The 15,084-nt window shown below is 52.8% G+C and carries 15 protein-coding genes and 1 pseudogene; 5 read left to right on the plus strand and 11 right to left on the minus strand.

Annotated elements, in window-relative coordinates; translation table 11 throughout:
* A partial coding sequence (locus tag GX466_03110) for a helix-turn-helix transcriptional regulator (GenBank protein NLH93196.1) occupies positions 1-171 on the minus strand: 171 nt, incomplete at its 3' end.
* 238 nt (positions 172-409) lie between these two features.
* The gene (locus tag GX466_03115; GenBank protein NLH93197.1) at positions 410-610 is read right to left on the minus strand and encodes a hypothetical protein; all 201 of its coding nucleotides are present in this window, start codon (positions 608-610) and stop codon (positions 410-412) included.
* 43 nt (positions 611-653) lie between these two features.
* Between GX466_03115 and GX466_03120 the strand changes: the two genes are divergently transcribed.
* A complete protein-coding gene (locus GX466_03120) occupies positions 654-794 on the plus strand; it encodes a hypothetical protein (GenBank protein NLH93198.1) in 141 nt (46 codons plus the stop codon).
* A gap of 316 nt (positions 795-1,110) precedes the next feature.
* Here the strand turns inward: GX466_03120 and GX466_03125 are convergent, their stop codons facing one another.
* The 9 genes and pseudogenes from GX466_03125 to GX466_03165 all read right to left on the minus strand — a co-directional run bounded on the left by GX466_03125 (position 1,111) and on the right by GX466_03165 (position 12,167).
* Complete coding sequence (locus GX466_03125) at positions 1,111-1,818, minus strand: hypothetical protein (protein ID NLH93199.1); 708 nt, start codon at positions 1,816-1,818, stop codon at positions 1,111-1,113.
* A 292-nt stretch (positions 1,819-2,110) separates the two neighbouring features.
* A complete protein-coding gene (locus GX466_03130; protein NLH93200.1) occupies positions 2,111-2,902 on the minus strand; it encodes a phosphatase PAP2 family protein in 792 nt (263 codons plus the stop codon).
* A gap of 26 nt (positions 2,903-2,928) precedes the next feature.
* Positions 2,929-5,355, minus strand: a complete 2,427-nt coding sequence (locus tag GX466_03135) for a S1 RNA-binding domain-containing protein (GenBank protein NLH93201.1) — start codon at positions 5,353-5,355, stop codon at positions 2,929-2,931.
* Positions 5,349-6,907, minus strand: a pseudogene (locus GX466_03140) ((d)CMP kinase). Before GX466_03140 ends, GX466_03135 begins: the two are co-directional and overlap by 7 nt.
* 184 nt (positions 6,908-7,091) lie before the next feature.
* Positions 7,092-9,419 carry a M20/M25/M40 family metallo-hydrolase gene (locus GX466_03145; GenBank protein NLH93202.1) on the minus strand — a complete coding sequence of 776 codons (2,328 nt, stop codon included), beginning with the start codon at positions 9,417-9,419 and terminating at the stop codon, positions 7,092-7,094.
* A 26-nt stretch (positions 9,420-9,445) separates the two neighbouring features.
* Entirely contained in the window at positions 9,446-9,628 is a 183-nt protein-coding gene (locus GX466_03150; GenBank protein NLH93203.1) for a hypothetical protein, read from the minus strand.
* Positions 9,629-10,300: 672 nt separating this feature from the next.
* Entirely contained in the window at positions 10,301-10,717 is a 417-nt protein-coding gene (locus GX466_03155) for a YjbQ family protein (GenBank protein NLH93204.1), read from the minus strand.
* Positions 10,717-11,418, minus strand: coding sequence for an HAD family hydrolase (locus GX466_03160; protein ID NLH93205.1), 702 nt, complete (start codon positions 11,416-11,418; stop codon positions 10,717-10,719). Before GX466_03160 ends, GX466_03155 begins: the two co-directional genes overlap by 1 nt.
* Positions 11,415-12,167, minus strand: coding sequence for a mechanosensitive ion channel family protein (locus GX466_03165; GenBank protein ID NLH93206.1), 753 nt, complete (start codon positions 12,165-12,167; stop codon positions 11,415-11,417). Before GX466_03165 ends, GX466_03160 begins: the two co-directional genes overlap by 4 nt.
* A 277-nt stretch (positions 12,168-12,444) precedes the next feature.
* On the opposite strand from GX466_03165, the gene wecB reads away from it, so the two are divergent.
* The 4 genes from wecB (at position 12,445) to trxA (ending at position 14,862) form a co-directional block, all read left to right on the plus strand.
* Entirely contained in the window at positions 12,445-13,494 is a 1,050-nt protein-coding gene (wecB, locus tag GX466_03170) for a UDP-N-acetylglucosamine 2-epimerase (non-hydrolyzing) (GenBank protein NLH93207.1), read from the plus strand.
* Positions 13,495-13,511: 17 nt separating this feature from the next.
* Positions 13,512-14,138, plus strand: coding sequence for a uridine kinase (udk, locus tag GX466_03175; GenBank protein ID NLH93208.1), 627 nt, complete (start codon positions 13,512-13,514; stop codon positions 14,136-14,138).
* Positions 14,139-14,272: 134 nt separating this feature from the next.
* A complete protein-coding gene (locus GX466_03180; protein ID NLH93209.1) occupies positions 14,273-14,545 on the plus strand; it encodes a co-chaperone GroES in 273 nt (90 codons plus the stop codon).
* On the plus strand, positions 14,545-14,862 hold the full coding sequence (trxA, locus tag GX466_03185) for a thioredoxin (GenBank protein NLH93210.1): 318 nt from the start codon (positions 14,545-14,547) through the stop codon (positions 14,860-14,862). Before GX466_03180 ends, trxA begins: the two co-directional genes overlap by 1 nt.
* Positions 14,863-15,084 lie beyond the last annotated feature (222 nt).

Raw genomic sequence — 15,084 nt, forward strand, 5'->3', positions numbered from 1 at the left:
AAGCTCTTGGAACATCGGGCCCTCGTTAGTTAGAAGCCAGTTAAGATTGACTTGGAAATGCTCGCAGATTTTGGAAAGGTAAGCTGAATCAGGCAACCTCTTTCCACCCTCGTAGTTTGAGATTGAAGCAGAATTCACACCCAAAGCACTTGCAGACTTTAAATGAGACACTATCTGTTATCTCGTATCTCTTTGATTTTGCGTGAGATATCGCTCATCAAACTCACCGCCTTCAACGTTTATTGTATCTTGTCTCTATAACTAGAGCCTACAAAATGAGGTATCAGAATGAATGTCAAGCACAAAGTTCAGGGCGCTGTTTCGGATGTGTCTGGAATGCCTTCTATCAGCTGCGTAACAATATATCTGCTTAGTCAAAAAGGCAAGGGGTTGCGGACATCGGATAAGCTTATTTCGTAGCCTCTTCTTCTAAGAGCTGTGCGCCTCGGATAGCGACTTCGGTTATCTGTTCATCCATCTCGGAAATCCGATCCCACACATAGTTGATCCATGTGGAGTCTTTCTTGATTATGCCTTCTTTCTCTGCTAATATTCCAAGTAGAAGAAACAATATCTCTTCAACGGCCGGTAGTTTGAATTCATGTTTCATATTATCTCCTTTTATCTATCTGTCAGCACCTCCTTACCACGCTATGCGATTCCCAAATATCGGAGCCTGTCCTTTTTTCAATCATCCCAAGGAGGCAAACCCCATGAACGACCTCATCCTTTCCGCCGCCGAGATCAGGGCCGAGTTCGCCCGCCGCAAGATTTCCAAGGCCCAGCTCACGTGATGGTTTCGTCCTTTGCCGCATCCGATTTGCATCCGCTTCGCCTCCCCTTAACTTCCCGTTTGAGCTGCGGGAACTCAACGGGAAGTGAATGGGTTGTGAAAGAGAAAGGGCAAATGGGGAGCAGATCAGGGTTGAACAAAGCTCGTAAGGGGTTATGGCGAAAAGGGCTCAGGTGTATCGGGGGCAGTCATTCCCACAATATTTGAACCTCAGCCGGAAACAAGCAAAAGCAAGGTAAACAGGCAGTTCCGGTTTACACGGATTCACGGATCGGACTGATTTGCTGATTTATGTTAGTGCCGAAGCCGCCTGCTGCCTATTTGAAGTAATAGTAGAACCCGATCTGGGGGATGTACATCACGATGCGCTGTTCCCAGTTGTAGGTGATGGGCAGTTCCAGGGCCACGCGGAAGTTCTTGCCCAAACCAAGTTCCACGCCCAATCCGGCGCCGGCTGTCCATCTGTGCTCCAGCTTGGATTTGCTGATAGGTTCGCTATTGTCCACGGGTTCGTAGTGGTCCCAATCCAGAGTATCCTCAACCGTAACCCAGCGGTAGTCTTTTGTGAAAGTATTCTGCCGGTGATACTTGTAGGAGCCGCCGGCCATCACATAAAGGCGGCCGCGGTCCTTTTGCATCAAAACGTCGAATTTGTCGAGGGTATAGATGTAGTTGAGGCCGAGATTGACCACGTTGTAGCGCCCGTTTTGGGTGATGGTTACCAGAGTGTCGTTGGGAGCGTCTTCAGACCCGGACTCGATGTCTCTATACCAATAATCTGTGTAATAGTCATTATACCAGTAAGTAAAGCGAGTGGGGAAATAGACGTCGTCATCGCCCCAGGTACCAGCTCCAAAAGTGGTTTGCAGGCCGTGTTTTTCGCCCATGAAGCGCATGGAATAGCCTGTGCCGCTTTGGGTGCCGGCGTGGAGGCCAACGGCGGTTTTGGCAAGGAAATCCTGGGCTGAAAGCGAAAGAGTTAGCAGCAGCAAAGCTGTCAGGATCAGGCTGGGTTTTATATTCACGGTTCACCTCTATGGTTGATTTGAGCCATTGGTTCCGCCTATGGCATAAGTGTCAAGAAATTCCGAGCAAGACTCATTCGCGAAATGGCTTGGCCATGAATTACACGAATTGGGGGAAGAGCGGTTCTTTTGTGTTCTCTACGGATGCAATTTATTCAACTGATGATACGGATTTACTTATCCAAGAGAATGATAGGCACACGCATCATAAACCTGTCGCGCCCCTTTTTCGCAGCCATTTCCTCTTGTTTGGGCGGCGAACATGGCCAGAAACAGGGCCAAATCCAATTTGCTATGCAGAATCCTTTTGTTTTTCTATGTTTTCCTCTGGCGGGGCTAACGGCTTGAGAAAGACGAGACGGTCGATTTTCAGAAGATAGTAAAGCAGCGCGCAACTGAACCAGACAATGCCTCCGGCCCAGAGCACGTCTGAGAAAAAGTGGCCGCCCTGGGTCATGCGCACAAGGCCCATGCCAAAACCGTAGAGCAGTGTGATGATGAAGGCCCAGGCAGCGAGACGGGGTTTGCGACCGCGGAAGATGAAGTAGAGGGCAAAAAAGTAAAAACCCATGGAGGCATGGCCGCTGGGAAAAGCTTCGCCGGTACTGGCGTGATCAATGGTTAGAGGGGCTTCGTAGGCAAACTCGCCGCCGTAGAGGGCCAGTTGGTTGGGACGGGGGCGTCCCCAGTATTGTTTGAAGACAGCGTTCACCAAAAGGCTGGGACCGAGCAGCATCACCAGGGCCAGAAACAGGCCGGAGCGGCGCCATCGGGCCAGGTTTCGGGAGAAAAAACCCACCACAAAGACCACCATGCCAGTGATGGAAACGATGACGGCGGGCACGGTGCCGTATTTGTAGATGAAGTCGAACCATTTGATGTGGTTGCCGATCCAGTTGCCATTACCGGTGTAGAAAGCGTCCTGGAGGCGCAGATCAAGGCCGCGGGAGCGGATCAGCCAGGTACCTGCTGCCAGGATCAGCGCGGGCAACAGGAAATCCAGTATCAAAACGATATGGCGGCTCCAGTGAACCGCCATACCGTCTGTATTGTTAACCGGGTCTGGGGGCAGTCTGAACTTCAAGGTTCGGTGCTCCAGGCTTCGGTTGTTTAGTTGTCTTGGTTTTCCGGTTCGGCTGGGGTTTCCTCAGGGGTCTCGGTGATCTCTTCGGCCGCAGGTTCTTCCGCGACAGGCTCTTCTGTTGGGGTTTCTACTGTTTCCACAGCCTCTTCAGCCACGGGTTCTTCCGGTACTTGCTCTTCTGTGGGAGCTTCTTCTGTTTCCACAGTTTCTTCAGTCACGGGTTCTGCCGGGACTGGCTCTTCAGCAGAGACTTCTTCTTTTTCCACAGCCTCTTCAGTCACAGGTTCGTCTGCGGCTGGTTCTTCTGCCGGGACTTCCTCGGTCACGGTCTCCACAGCGTCAGAGACGTCCTCAGTAGCGGTTGCTTCAGCCTGAGTTTTGGCTTCTTCGGCGAGCTTGGCGGCTGCCTCTTGCTTCTGTTTTTCACGGGCCAGGCGATCGGCGCGTTTCTTTTGCAGACGGGCAATGCGCTCGCGCATATATTGCTCGTGGATGGCGATGTATTCTTCCTGGAGTTTGGGATCGCGGGAGAAGAAGAAGGCCTTCACGCTGAGGATGAGGCGGCGGTTTTCCATATCCAGTTCGATCACCTTGAGAGGCAGTTCCTCGCCGACATGGAAGGCTTCCTCAGAGTGTTCCAGCTTGGGAATGGCGAGGTGGGAAATGGGTATGAACCCTTCCACAATGTCTTCGCCGACCTTGATGTCCACCAGCACGCCTTTGGGAATGAGTTTGCCGATCTTGCCTATCACTTCGGTGTTGATGGGCAGGGATTCGTTCAGATGCTCCCAGGGATCGGGATGCAACTGTTTCACGCCCAGGGCGATGCGGTGCAAGGCACGGTCGATCGAAAGGATCACGGCCTCCACTTCCTGGCCTTTGTGGTAAACCTCGCGAGGATGGTAGATGCGCTTGGTCCAGCTGATGTCGGAGATGTGGATCAGGCCATCGATGCCGTCCGCAACTTCAACAAAAGCACCAAAGGCGGTGAGGCTTTTCACGGGACGGGTGATAACGCTGCCGACGGGGTAATGGTCCTCGATCGAGAGCCAGGGATTGGCTTCCATCTGCTTCATGCCCAGGGAGATGCGACGGTTTTCCTTGTCCAGTTCCAGCACGATGGCGTTCACGGTGTCGCCCACCTTCACTATCTTGCGGGCGTCGGTTATTTTTTTGGTCCAGCTCATTTCAGAGATGTGCACCAAGCCTTCCACGCCGGGTTCAAGCTCCACAAAAGCTCCGAAGGATTTCACGCTGACCACTTTGCCGGTAACGCGCACGCCCTCGGGGTATTTGATGGCCACGTTTTCCCAAGGATGCGGCACCAGTTGTTTCATGCCGAGGGAGATTTTATTGGTTTCGGGATCGAATTTGATCACTTTCACTTTCACCTTGTCGCCGATGTTGAGCATGTCGGTGGGGTGGTTGATCTTGCCCCAGCTCATGTCGGTGAGGTGGAGGAGGCCGTCGATGCCGCCCAGATCGATGAAAGCGCCGTATTGGGTTATATTTTTCACCTCGCCGTCAAGCTCGATATCCACTTGGATCCTGGAGAGTAGTTCTTCGCGTTTGATTCTGGCTTCTTCTTCCAGTACCATCTTTCGGGAGAGGATGATATTGCGGTGCTCCTCGTCGATGTTCATCACCTTGAACTGAAGTTCCTTGCCGATGAACTGGTCGAGGTTGGGAATGGGTTTTATGGACATATGGGAGCCGGGTAAAAAGGCATCGATGCCCATCACGTTCACGATCATGCCACCCTTCACGCGGCGCCGGATGGTGCCTGTGAGGACTGAACCGTCGATGGAGGCCTGTTTGATCAGCTCAATGTTCTTGAAGTAATCGGCTTTGCGCTTGGAAAGCGAAAGCCTGCCTTCACCGTTGTCCAGATCGTTGATGAAGACCATGATGTGGGTGTTGACTTCAGGAATGCCGGTGTATTCGAATTCGCTGAGCGGGATCGCTCCGTCGCTCTTGAAGCCGATGTCCACCACCACGTCTTTGTCATTGACGCTCACCACGACACCTTCCTTGATCTCACCGCGGCGGAAGCTGGATTCGTGCTCTTCAAGCAGATACATCAACTCGTCATCCGGATGCTGCTCCGCAGGTTTGTCTGCTTGGGGCTTGGGTGCCGGCGTTTCAGGCTGCTTTTCAGCCGCGGGAACAGGTTCCATTGGAGATTCAGGTTGTTCTTCAATCACAGGTTCCACGGGCGTTTCAGCTTGGGGTTCAAGCTGTTCTTCGGTTGCGGCGGCTGGTTCCGCCGGGGTTTCAGGCTCCGCCGGAGTTTCCGGGGTGACCTTGGTTTCATCAGATTCTGTCGTTACCTCGGCAATAGGTTCCGCTTCGGGTGCCGTTACTTCTTCGGTTGCTTTTGACGTCGTGCCTTCCCCTTCCTTCAGGATTTCTTCCGGAACGGGCTGGTCTTGGTTTTGATCATGATTTAACATGATTCCTCCTTATACGTGGGTATTTCCTCAAAGCGGCTTACCGCTGTGGGAATTCCCTTTAATGTAAAAATCTTTAAATAAACATCCAGGATGGCTTCCTCAGGAGTGGAGGCTCCGGCAGCCAGACCAATGCTTTGTGTGTCGCCCAGATCGGAGAGACTGAGCTCAGAAGAGTCTTCGATGTGCAGGCTGCGAGCCTCGCGGGAACAGAGATCATTCAGCATCTTGGTGTTGGAGCTGTTTCGTCCGCCGATCACAAGCATCAGGTCTGAAATCTGGGCCAGGGCCACTGCGGCTTCCTGGCGCTGAGCGGTGGCGGAGCAGATGGTATTGAAAACTTTGAGTTCCAGGCAGCGCGGCAACACGCTCTGGACAAGGGCTTGCAGGTTAGCCAGTTTCTGGGTGGTCTGGCAAACAATGCACAGAGTTTTCCAAGGTCCGTCGCTGGGAGACTCGCCCGGCTTGATAACTTGGGTAAGCGAATTTCCGTAGGAAAGCATGCCCTTCACTTCAGGATGCTCAGGATCGCCAAGGATCATCACGGGGATTTCGGCTTGGGCTGCCACCAACTGCTGAGCGCGCTCCACATAAGGGCAGGTGGCGTCAATAATCTCGCATCCGCTGGACTGCAGGGCAGCCAGGTCCTGTTTGGAAACGCCGTGTGAACGCAGAACCACCTTGGCGCCGCTGATCCCGGTGGCAGAATCAACGCTGACGATCCCTTCTGATGCCAGATCGCTTACGATGCGGGGATTATGGATCAATTCACCCAGCGTTCGCACTTCTCCTCCAGCGGCTTTGGCCTCACGGGCCATGCGGAGGGCACGGCGAACTCCAAAACAGAAACCTGAGTGCTGGGCCAGCAGGACTTTCATAGTCCCTCCAGTCTTGCCAAAACCAGACTGTGAAGTGTATCCACCTGCTCTTCGACGCTCATGTCGCCAGTATCTATCACGATGGCGTCCTCTGCTATGGAAAGAGGGGCCAGGGCGCGGCTGGCATCGTTGCGGTCGCGTTCTTCCAGTTCCCTCAGAACTTCGTCATACTCTTTATTGATACCCTTCTTTTGCAGTTCCAGCCAGCGGCGCCGGGCCCGGATCTCCGGGGAGGCAGTGAGAAAAAACTTGATGTCGGCATCCGGGAAAACGAAGGTGCCAATGTCGCGTCCATCCAGGATCACGCCGCCCTTGGCTCCCATCTGGCGCTGGTGTTCCACCATGCGGTAACGCACGGCGGGGAGGGCTGAAATATCAGAGGAAAGCTTGGATATGGCGTTGGCGCGGATGTCTTCCGAAACGTCTTTTCCCCCCAGCAGGATAACGTTTTTTTCGCCGGAGGTCTCAATGCGGACGTCGATGTCCTTCAGCATGGCGGCCACGGCGTCTTCATCTTCCAGACTCACACCGCTAATCTGGGCTTGCAAAGCGCAGGCACGGTACATCGCCCCTGTATCCAGATAAATGTATCCCAGCCTGAGCGCCAAACGCTGTGCGGTGGTGCTCTTTCCCGAAGCGGCGGGACCGTCAATGGCGATGATGAGTCTGTGTTCCATACCAAAATATCCTATTCTACCATATTTTTACGCCCCCGATATTGCGTCAATCCTTTTTTTGGACATTCATCCCAAGGGCAGATTCTTTGTGTAATAGCCAAGAAATAGGCTCGGAACCAAGAGGAACAATGGGTAGCTGCTAACTTGTAACGAACAGAGTTAACGCAGACTGGGAGGCTTTGTTTCAGTGTATGGCGGTCACACGGAAAAATCCTCGGGGTTCGTCTGAAACGATTTCCAGTTCCAACGCTGTGGTCTCTGTCACAAGGGAATATTCACCTCCAGGTCCATCCGTGGCTTCGACCCGGTAAGCGTTGGCGCCGTTCACAGCCGGCCAACTGAGCAGTAGAGCGTTTGCTGATCTGGTGAGGGTAGGTTGCGGAGCGGCAATGCCGGTGGTTACGCTGATTTCGTTGGAATTGCCGAAACTGCCGTAACCGAGATCGGCGCGGACAACGTAACAGTAGGTCTCACCGGGGGAGAGACCATCAACTTCATAACTGGTGGCAAGTCCTGCACTGAGTCCTTCATATCCCGGCACCCAAACAACCGTCTCCAAAGAGTGCGAGCCCAAGTGATGGTAACTGTTGACGGGATAACTGACCCATTCAGTGACAAGGGTGGGGAAACCGCTGACAGGATTTGAAGTAACGCCGCCGGTGACACTGCTTTTACGAACGAGGGTCCGGTCTTTGGTGACCAATGTTCCAGATCCCCAATAGGATCCCGGGTCTGTGCCAATGCGGCCAAAGATGTCAACATATGTGCCGGTGGAAAGTTTCTTTAGCGCGATCTGGTCGTCCCCGTCAAAAGATGTGACCGAGCTGTTTAGCAAGTCGCTACGGTCACGAATAGCCGCAAACGAACCGGGGTTTGCTATCACGTAAACTTCACCGCTTTCCAGTTCTCCCGAAAGGTCCAAGCTTTGATAGGGGACGGTGTATGAATTGGGGAAAAACTCTACGCGGTAATCGCTCAGATCCACAGCTGATCCTGTCCCGTTGTATATTTCAAGCGCTTTGTTGGAGCCTGTTCCCTCCAGATATTCCGAGAAGAATAGATCGCTGGCGGGGCCGTTATCCCCGGTTTGATAAACGTCCAGCCAATAGCCGGTTGCGCCAGGGAGCGCTTCCCAATTGGCTGTAAAGCTCTCGGTGCTGACATTTGTGGCCGGGATCGCCACAGGTATCGAGGAAAGCTCCTCCAAATCGGCAAAGATGGCAGCGCAGGCCACCCCAGCTTTGATCACTTCCGCGCAATAATCGATTTCCAGGCTGTCCACCACATCGTAAATTGTATGATAGATTCCGCTATCCATATCCACCTCAAAGAAATAGACGATGTTGTAGCCTTTTTGCCAGTAGGGATAGGAATCGCTGCGGCTGCTATTGTACCAACCCATGTCAGCATAGGAATCCAGGCTGGTGTACTGCTCGGTGATGCCGATGGCATAGTCTGTGAAATTCAGGGAACCGTCGTAAGGGATTTGGCGCACCATCCACTCAGAGGGGTCATGCTCGTTGTTGCCGATCATATCGAAATTAATCATCAGCCGCACGTCCAAACTCTCCGCGTAAGTGATTGCAGAATCGTTGTAAGAACCCCACAAACCCAATTCCTCACAGGCGAAGGTTATGAAGCGGATGGAAGTTTTGGGCTGATGGTTGTTTTGCTGCATCACCCTCGCGATCTCCATCACGGCAGCAGCCCCGCTGGCGTTGTCATCAGCGCCGGGAGCGAAATTATACTTGTCGTTGCTGGTGGAATCATGATGTCCGCCGATGATTATGTACTGGTCCGGATATTCGGTTCCGGGCAGGGTGGCGACAACGTTGTACTGCTGATAGTTATTGTAGCTGAACTGCTGTAGTTGCACGTCGCTGATCCCGTAGGAAAAAAACTGCTGCTGAATCCATTGTGCCACCGGCAGACGGGTGTTCGTATACGCGTACCGGGTGCCGAAATCCTGCAGATGCTGGATCCGGGCCAGAATGGAATCCGCGCTGACGCTGGCAACCAGTTGAGCCACGTCGGCTCGAAATTCCCCAGTCCAGGGCGGCAGGATTTTTGAAGCTGTGATACGCATGGGGGAGAGGTTTAATTCCGTGAAGTGGCTGGATGATCTGCCCCGCAGTTCTTCGCTGCCCAGATCGCTGGCGTAGAGTAAGGCTGAATCCAGCTCCAGCAGGATATTTCCGGACTCCCGGAGTTTTTTGGCATCCGCAAACTTGGGTTCGTTTAAGAGGTAGAGATGCTGGCGGGGCGGGTATTCCGATAGCATCAGGGCGTTTGAAAACACAGTCCCGGGGCTCTCCGGAGGAACGGCTATCACATATTTGGCATCATAATGCAGGATGGAATAGCCGGCTTCGTCAAGGGCGAGGATGCTGGAACGCAGGTCCCGCGCCGGAAACGTTTCCATAAGAGATGAAACAGGGATGCCCAAAATCGCGCTGTGAGCGCCCAAGCCGGTAGCCAGCAAGAGCAGGCACAGGGTTAGATATTTTGTCATGGCAGCCTCCTTTTTGGCAGCAATGCTTAGTTGGAATTTCTCAGCATGATCCTTTTTATGGGAATAAGAACGCTTTCGCTGCAATTGCGGATGATCAGGTTCAGTGCGTAGGGCGAGATGTTCACCGCTACGGCGATTTCCGCCAGATGTTGTTTTTCGTTCAGCTCCAGGCGTCCATCGATCAGGGTCACGCATACGATCTTCTCCATCAGGGCGAATTTATCATTATCCTGCTGGGCAACGTATGGCTTTCACGCGTTATTCGAGTTCGGTTTCCGCAGAGCATCTGTTCCGCGCGAAATCGAAGGGGCCTGCCGCCCCATTTTGTTTTGCTGTCATTTTTTCTCCTCATCTGGTATGTTGTTACATTTACCGGAGTGGCCTTGCAAAGTTGGCTCGGCCGCTACTTGGGAGTCAAGTAACATTATGCGCTGGGGAGGATATGTGTCAAGGGAAAAGGTCCATCAGCCAAAGCGCCAGGCAAATACGGCTCTTTTTCAAATCGGGCAGGTAACGTCCTGGAACTGTGTGCGATAGAGGGACTGTAAAGAGACCTGTCACTCCTCGGAAGAACGAATCGGTGTGGTCTGGCCGTTAAGGCCCTGCCTTGTGTTTCAAACACGCCTCCCGCACAATGCCCGTATTTGATACGAGAATTGTTCGAGGGGCGTGGGAGAGGAATGGAAGCGAGCGCTAAGGGCCTGACCGGTAGGATATTGCGGTGGGTAAGCGGGCATGGCTTTCTTTTATATCATGTTGGTGCCCAACCAGAAAGCAGTTTGGAGGGCGACAGAATTCCCTCAAAATCTGTTGCCCTCCAGTCTTTATTGACTTGGTTTCAATGAAAGCAAAAAAAGCCCCGCCGGGTGGCGGGGCATTATTTATTCACCGATGATTTTCACCAGCAGGCGCTTGCGGCGCATGCCGTCGAATTCACCATAGAAGATCCTTTCCCAGGTGCCGAGGTCCAGCTTTCCCTCCGTAACCGCCACCACCACCTCACGACCCATTATCTGGCGCTTGAGGTGCGCGTCGGCATTGTCCTCATAGCCGTTGTGGGCATATTGCGAGTGTGGTTTTTCGGGGGCAAGGCGTTCCAGCCATCTCTCAAAATCCTGATGCAGGCCACCTTCGTCATCATTTATGAACACGGAGGCGGTGATATGCATGGGATTCACCAGGCACAAACCTTCCCTGATGCCGCTTTCGCGCAGGCAGTCCTCCACTTGGGGGGTGATATTCACGAACTCCCTGCGTTTGTCGGTGTGGAACCACAGTTCCTTGCGGTAGCTGCGCATCAGTTGATCGGATTTTTCTCTATTTCAGTGGCAAATTCAGCCGCGGTGTCGAACACGTAGTCCGCGCCCGCTTTTTCCAACGCTTCCCGGCCGCTGAATCCCCAGGCTGCGCCGATGGAGATCATTCCGGCGTTTTTAGCTGTTTGCACATCCACGGGGGAATCGCCCATGAAGGCGATGTTCTCGGGTTTGCATTTCAGCCTCTCAGCCAGTTCCAGAGCGCGGGTGGGATCCGGTTTCATGGGTTTGTCAGGCTGCTCCCCACTGTAGATGCCAAACGGGTTTTTGCCCAGATTGACCATCGCGCCACGGAAATAATGGCGGATCATCTTTTTGGTGAAATAATGGACCTTGTTTGAAAGTATGGCCACCTTGATCTTGTGGGAAACGCAGAGCTGGATCAGATACAGGATTCCCGGGTAGGTCTTGGTGTGCAGAAACCAGCTTTCCTCATAATTGACCCAGAATTTTTCCGCTATCGCTTCAATGTCGGCTTTTTTCCGCCGTGACGCCGGTAAAACTCTCTCGGTCAGTTTAAACAGCCCATCGCCCACAAAATCCTTGTATGCCTCCAGCGGGTGTTCGGGTAAGCCACTGTCGGCCAGGGCCTTGTTCATGCTGTCTGCGATGTCTTGCAGACTGTCCAACAGGGTTCCGTCCAGGTCGAAGATTACGGCTTTGATTTTGTGTTTCTTTTTCATGTGTTGGCACTTCCTTCGTTGTTAATAATTATAGGTTTGGATGCCTCTCCCGCGTAAAGCGATACATGCGGGAAAGGAATTTCGACATTGTTGGTGTTTAGAGTCTCCTTGATGCGGATCATCAGGGAAGATTTAAGATCAATATAATCATCAGTTTTGCCCCAGACGCCAAAAAGAAAATCAACGCTGTATGGGCCAAAATCATCCACCGCGATCAGTGGAGCCGGCTCTTTCAGGGCCAGCGGTTCAGATGCCGCGATTTCTTCCAGCAGCCTGCAAACCTTGTTCAGGTCTTCCTTGTAGGCCACGCTAACCTTGATGTTGATCCTGCGCGAGGGAAACCTTGTGAGGTTGATTACCTCTGTCTTGATCATGGTCTCATTTGGTACCCGCACGAACTGGTTGTCCGGGGTTTTCAGCTTCAGCGAGAGAAGGTCGATGCTTTCAACGGTTCCGCGGATTCCCGCGACCTCGATAAAGTCACCCGCCACAAAGGGCTTTTCAGAGATCAGGAAGATTCCGCTGATGATATTCGACACGCTGGTCTGGGAGGCAAAACCGATGGCTATGCCAACCACGCCAGCCGCGCCCAGTAGAGCTGAAAGCTTGAAGCCAAATTCATTCAGGACGCTCACCAGCAGGATCAGCATGCTGAGGTAATACACAAAGCGCACGATCAGAAGTTCGCTCTGGGGCGAAAATCTGTTCGTGACGATCCGCTTGGTGAGTTTCTTCAGCAACACGATCAGAGGTATGCCGATGGCCAGGGTGAGCAAAACACGTAAAACCACGTTCACCCTTTCCGGAGTAGCATACTGGCTGAATAAGTTTGTTAAGTCCATCTAATGAATTTAGGCTCCTTTGTTTGTGCAATTTGTTAATTTCACAAAGCCACGATTTTGAAAGGCTGTTATTTGTCTATCTTTTTTTAATAGGTTACTCCATTTCCAGACAAAAACAAACTAAACTTGACATCGAGGCCGCTTTTGAGAACTTTGCATCCATCCCCCAGCCAAGGAGCAACCAATGAAAATAGCCCAAATCGTTGGCGCCAGGCCCCAATTTGTGAAATTGGCCCCGCTTTCGCGCTTGATCCGAGAAAGCCATACTGAGATAATCATCCACAGTGGCCAGCATTACGACATCAAGATGAACGATGTTTTCTTCCGGGACATGCAGATACCCGCACCTGACCACAATCTGAACATTGGCTCCGGCAGCCAGGGGGTTCAAACTGCGGAAATCCTATCCGCCCTGGAAGCAGTTTTGGAGAAGGAAAGCCCCGATTGGGTAATTGTTTACGGTGATACCAACACCACCCTTGCCGGCGCTTTGGCCGCTGCCAAACTCGGGTTGAGGACAGCCCATGTGGAAGCCTGTCTGCGCAGTTTTAACCGGGCTATGCCTGAAGAGATCAACCGCGTGGTGGCTGACCATCTTGCTGACCTGCTTTTATGCCCCACCCCCACGGCTATGGAAAATGCCCGCCGTGAAGGACTGCAAGGCAAGGCCCGTCTGGTGGGCGATATCATGACCGACAGCCTGAAACTGGGTCTGGAACTGGCGGAGGGCTTTTCTGACATTCTAGCCGATCTTTCGCTCCAAGCTGGCTCGTTTTCGCTTCTAACCCTGCACCGTCCTTACAATGTCGACGATCCCGCCCGTCTGGAGCACATCCTGAAAGGCCTGAACTCTCTGGGCAAAACCATCGTGTTTCCAGTTCATCCGCGCACCCGCAACGTTTTGGCGCAGCTTAATCCCAAAAACTTTTCCTGCCTGCGCTTCATCGAGCCTCTCTCTTATCTGGACTTCATCAGCCTGATGGGCGCGGCGGACATGGTCCTGACCGATTCCGGCGGCATCCAGAAAGAGTCCTACATCATAGGCAAACCCTGTGTGACCCTGCGTTCCGAAACCGAATGGACCGAAACCGTGGACACCGGCTGGAATCTCCTCCTGCCCGTGGATTCCAGCTCTTTTCCTAATGCCATCCTGGATTTCCAGCCCCCTTCAGGGCGTCCCGAACTCTACGGCTCCGATGTTTCGAGAAAAATCCTCGATGTGCTGGAGCAATGAATTCCAGGGAGTGACCCATGTCTCATAAAGCACATCTGATCTTGATCGGAGGCGGCACCTGCAGCGGTAAGACAACCATCGCCAAAGCCATAGGCCGCCGTATCGGAAGCCTTAAAACAGTTATTCTGTCCCATGACAACTATTACCGCGACCTTTCCCATCTGAGCCCGGAAGAGCGCGCGAAGGTCAATTTCGATCACCCCGACTCCATCGACCAGGATTACCTGGTCCACGATCTCAAGCTGATGCTGGCCGGCGAAGCGGTCAACGTTCCGGACTACGATTTTGCCACCCACAGCCGCACCGAGGGCAAGCTCTGCATCGCCGGAGCCGAGGTGATCATCCTCGAAGGCATCTTCGCTCTCTATTACAACGAGCTGCTAAACCTCTCCGACCTTAAGATATTTCTGGATTCTGATTCCGACATCCGCCTCGCCCGACGCCTCCAGAGGGACATCTTGCAACGTGGGCGCGACGCTGAAAGCGTGCTAAACCAGTATCTAGAAACCGTGAAACCCTCACACCAGGCTTTCATCGAACCAACCAAAAAGAACGCCGACATCATCGTCCCCGGCGAAAAGGAATTCGACCGCGTGCTTTACTTGCTCAACGGCTATCTCCAGCACGTGATCGGCTCCAGATGAATCATGCACCTGGCTGGGCTTAAGGATTCGAATTAGGACTTGACAAAATCTTAGCACTCGAAAAAGAGGTTTGCTAATTACGTCTCTCGCGTTATCATATATGCAGATTGAAAAATACATTATGGAGGAACCAAATGAAACTCAGACCAATTGAAGAACATCTTGTGGTGAAGCCAGATAGCGCCATCGCTGAAAAGACAGTTGGTGGCATCATCATTCCCGACACCGCCAAGGAAAAGCCCCAGATCGCCGAAGTGATTGCCGTTGGCACCGATGAAGATCTGCAAAAGATCGTCAAAGTGGGCGACAGGGTCCTCTTCGGAAAATACTCCGGCACCGAGATCGAAATCGAAGGGGAAAAACTGCTCATCCTTTCCAAGGACGATATTCTTGCCATTGTGGAGTAATGATGCTGGAGATCACAAGCCAAAATTTCGAAGCGGAAGTGATGCAGTCCGAACTGCCCGTTCTGGTTGATTTCTGGGCGCCCTGGTGCGGTCCCTGCAAGGCTTTGGGGCCAACCGTGGAAAAGATCGCCGCCGAAACCGAGGGCAAGGTCAAGGTTGCCAAATGCAACATCGACAGCGCCTCGGATATCGCCACCCGTCTATCCATTATGTCCATTCCCACCCTTTTGGTCTTCCACAAAGGTGAGGTTGCCGCGCAGCTTATCGGGCTGGTGCAGAAAGACAAGATCATGGACAAACTCCGTCCCTATCTCTAAGCCACTCCCGCAAATAATCCCGCGCCCCGCTGGACCAGTTCCCCGGGGCGTTTTTTTACCCGACTACAAACGGAACGGCATGATATCCCTATTTTTTTGGAGAGCTGGTTATGGTGAGAACCGCAGATACGGATGGGAGATATAGGTCCCGCTGTAGTCGATGCTCGTTCCTTGCTCGACTCCAGTAAGGTATTGCCGGTATTACAGTAGTCTGAAAACCTT

The sequence above is a fragment of the Candidatus Cloacimonadota bacterium genome, from assembly GCA_012516855.1.
Classification (GTDB): Bacteria; Cloacimonadota; Cloacimonadia; order Cloacimonadales; family Cloacimonadaceae; genus Syntrophosphaera.

What these genes read in the sequence shown, in the direction of transcription:
- GX466_03115 (NLH93197.1), bottom strand. Translation starts at nt 610, where the DNA reads ATGAAACATGAATTCAAACTACCGGCCGTTGAAGAGATATTGTTTCTT.
- GX466_03120 (NLH93198.1), top strand. Translation starts at nt 654, where the DNA reads ATGCGATTCCCAAATATCGGAGCCTGTCCTTTTTTCAATCATCCCAAG.
- GX466_03135 (NLH93201.1), bottom strand. Translation starts at nt 5,355, where the DNA reads ATGTTAAATCATGATCAAAACCAAGACCAGCCCGTTCCGGAAGAAATC.
- GX466_03145 (NLH93202.1), bottom strand. Translation starts at nt 9,419, where the DNA reads ATGACAAAATATCTAACCCTGTGCCTGCTCTTGCTGGCTACCGGCTTG.
- GX466_03150 (NLH93203.1), bottom strand. Translation starts at nt 9,628, where the DNA reads ATGGAGAAGATCGTATGCGTGACCCTGATCGATGGACGCCTGGAGCTG.
- GX466_03155 (NLH93204.1), bottom strand. Translation starts at nt 10,717, where the DNA reads ATGCGCAGCTACCGCAAGGAACTGTGGTTCCACACCGACAAACGCAGG.
- GX466_03160 (NLH93205.1), bottom strand. Translation starts at nt 11,418, where the DNA reads ATGAAAAAGAAACACAAAATCAAAGCCGTAATCTTCGACCTGGACGGA.
- wecB (NLH93207.1), top strand. Translation starts at nt 12,445, where the DNA reads ATGAAAATAGCCCAAATCGTTGGCGCCAGGCCCCAATTTGTGAAATTG.
- udk (NLH93208.1), top strand. Translation starts at nt 13,512, where the DNA reads ATGTCTCATAAAGCACATCTGATCTTGATCGGAGGCGGCACCTGCAGC.
- GX466_03180 (NLH93209.1), top strand. Translation starts at nt 14,273, where the DNA reads ATGAAACTCAGACCAATTGAAGAACATCTTGTGGTGAAGCCAGATAGC.
- trxA (NLH93210.1), top strand. Translation starts at nt 14,545, where the DNA reads ATGATGCTGGAGATCACAAGCCAAAATTTCGAAGCGGAAGTGATGCAG.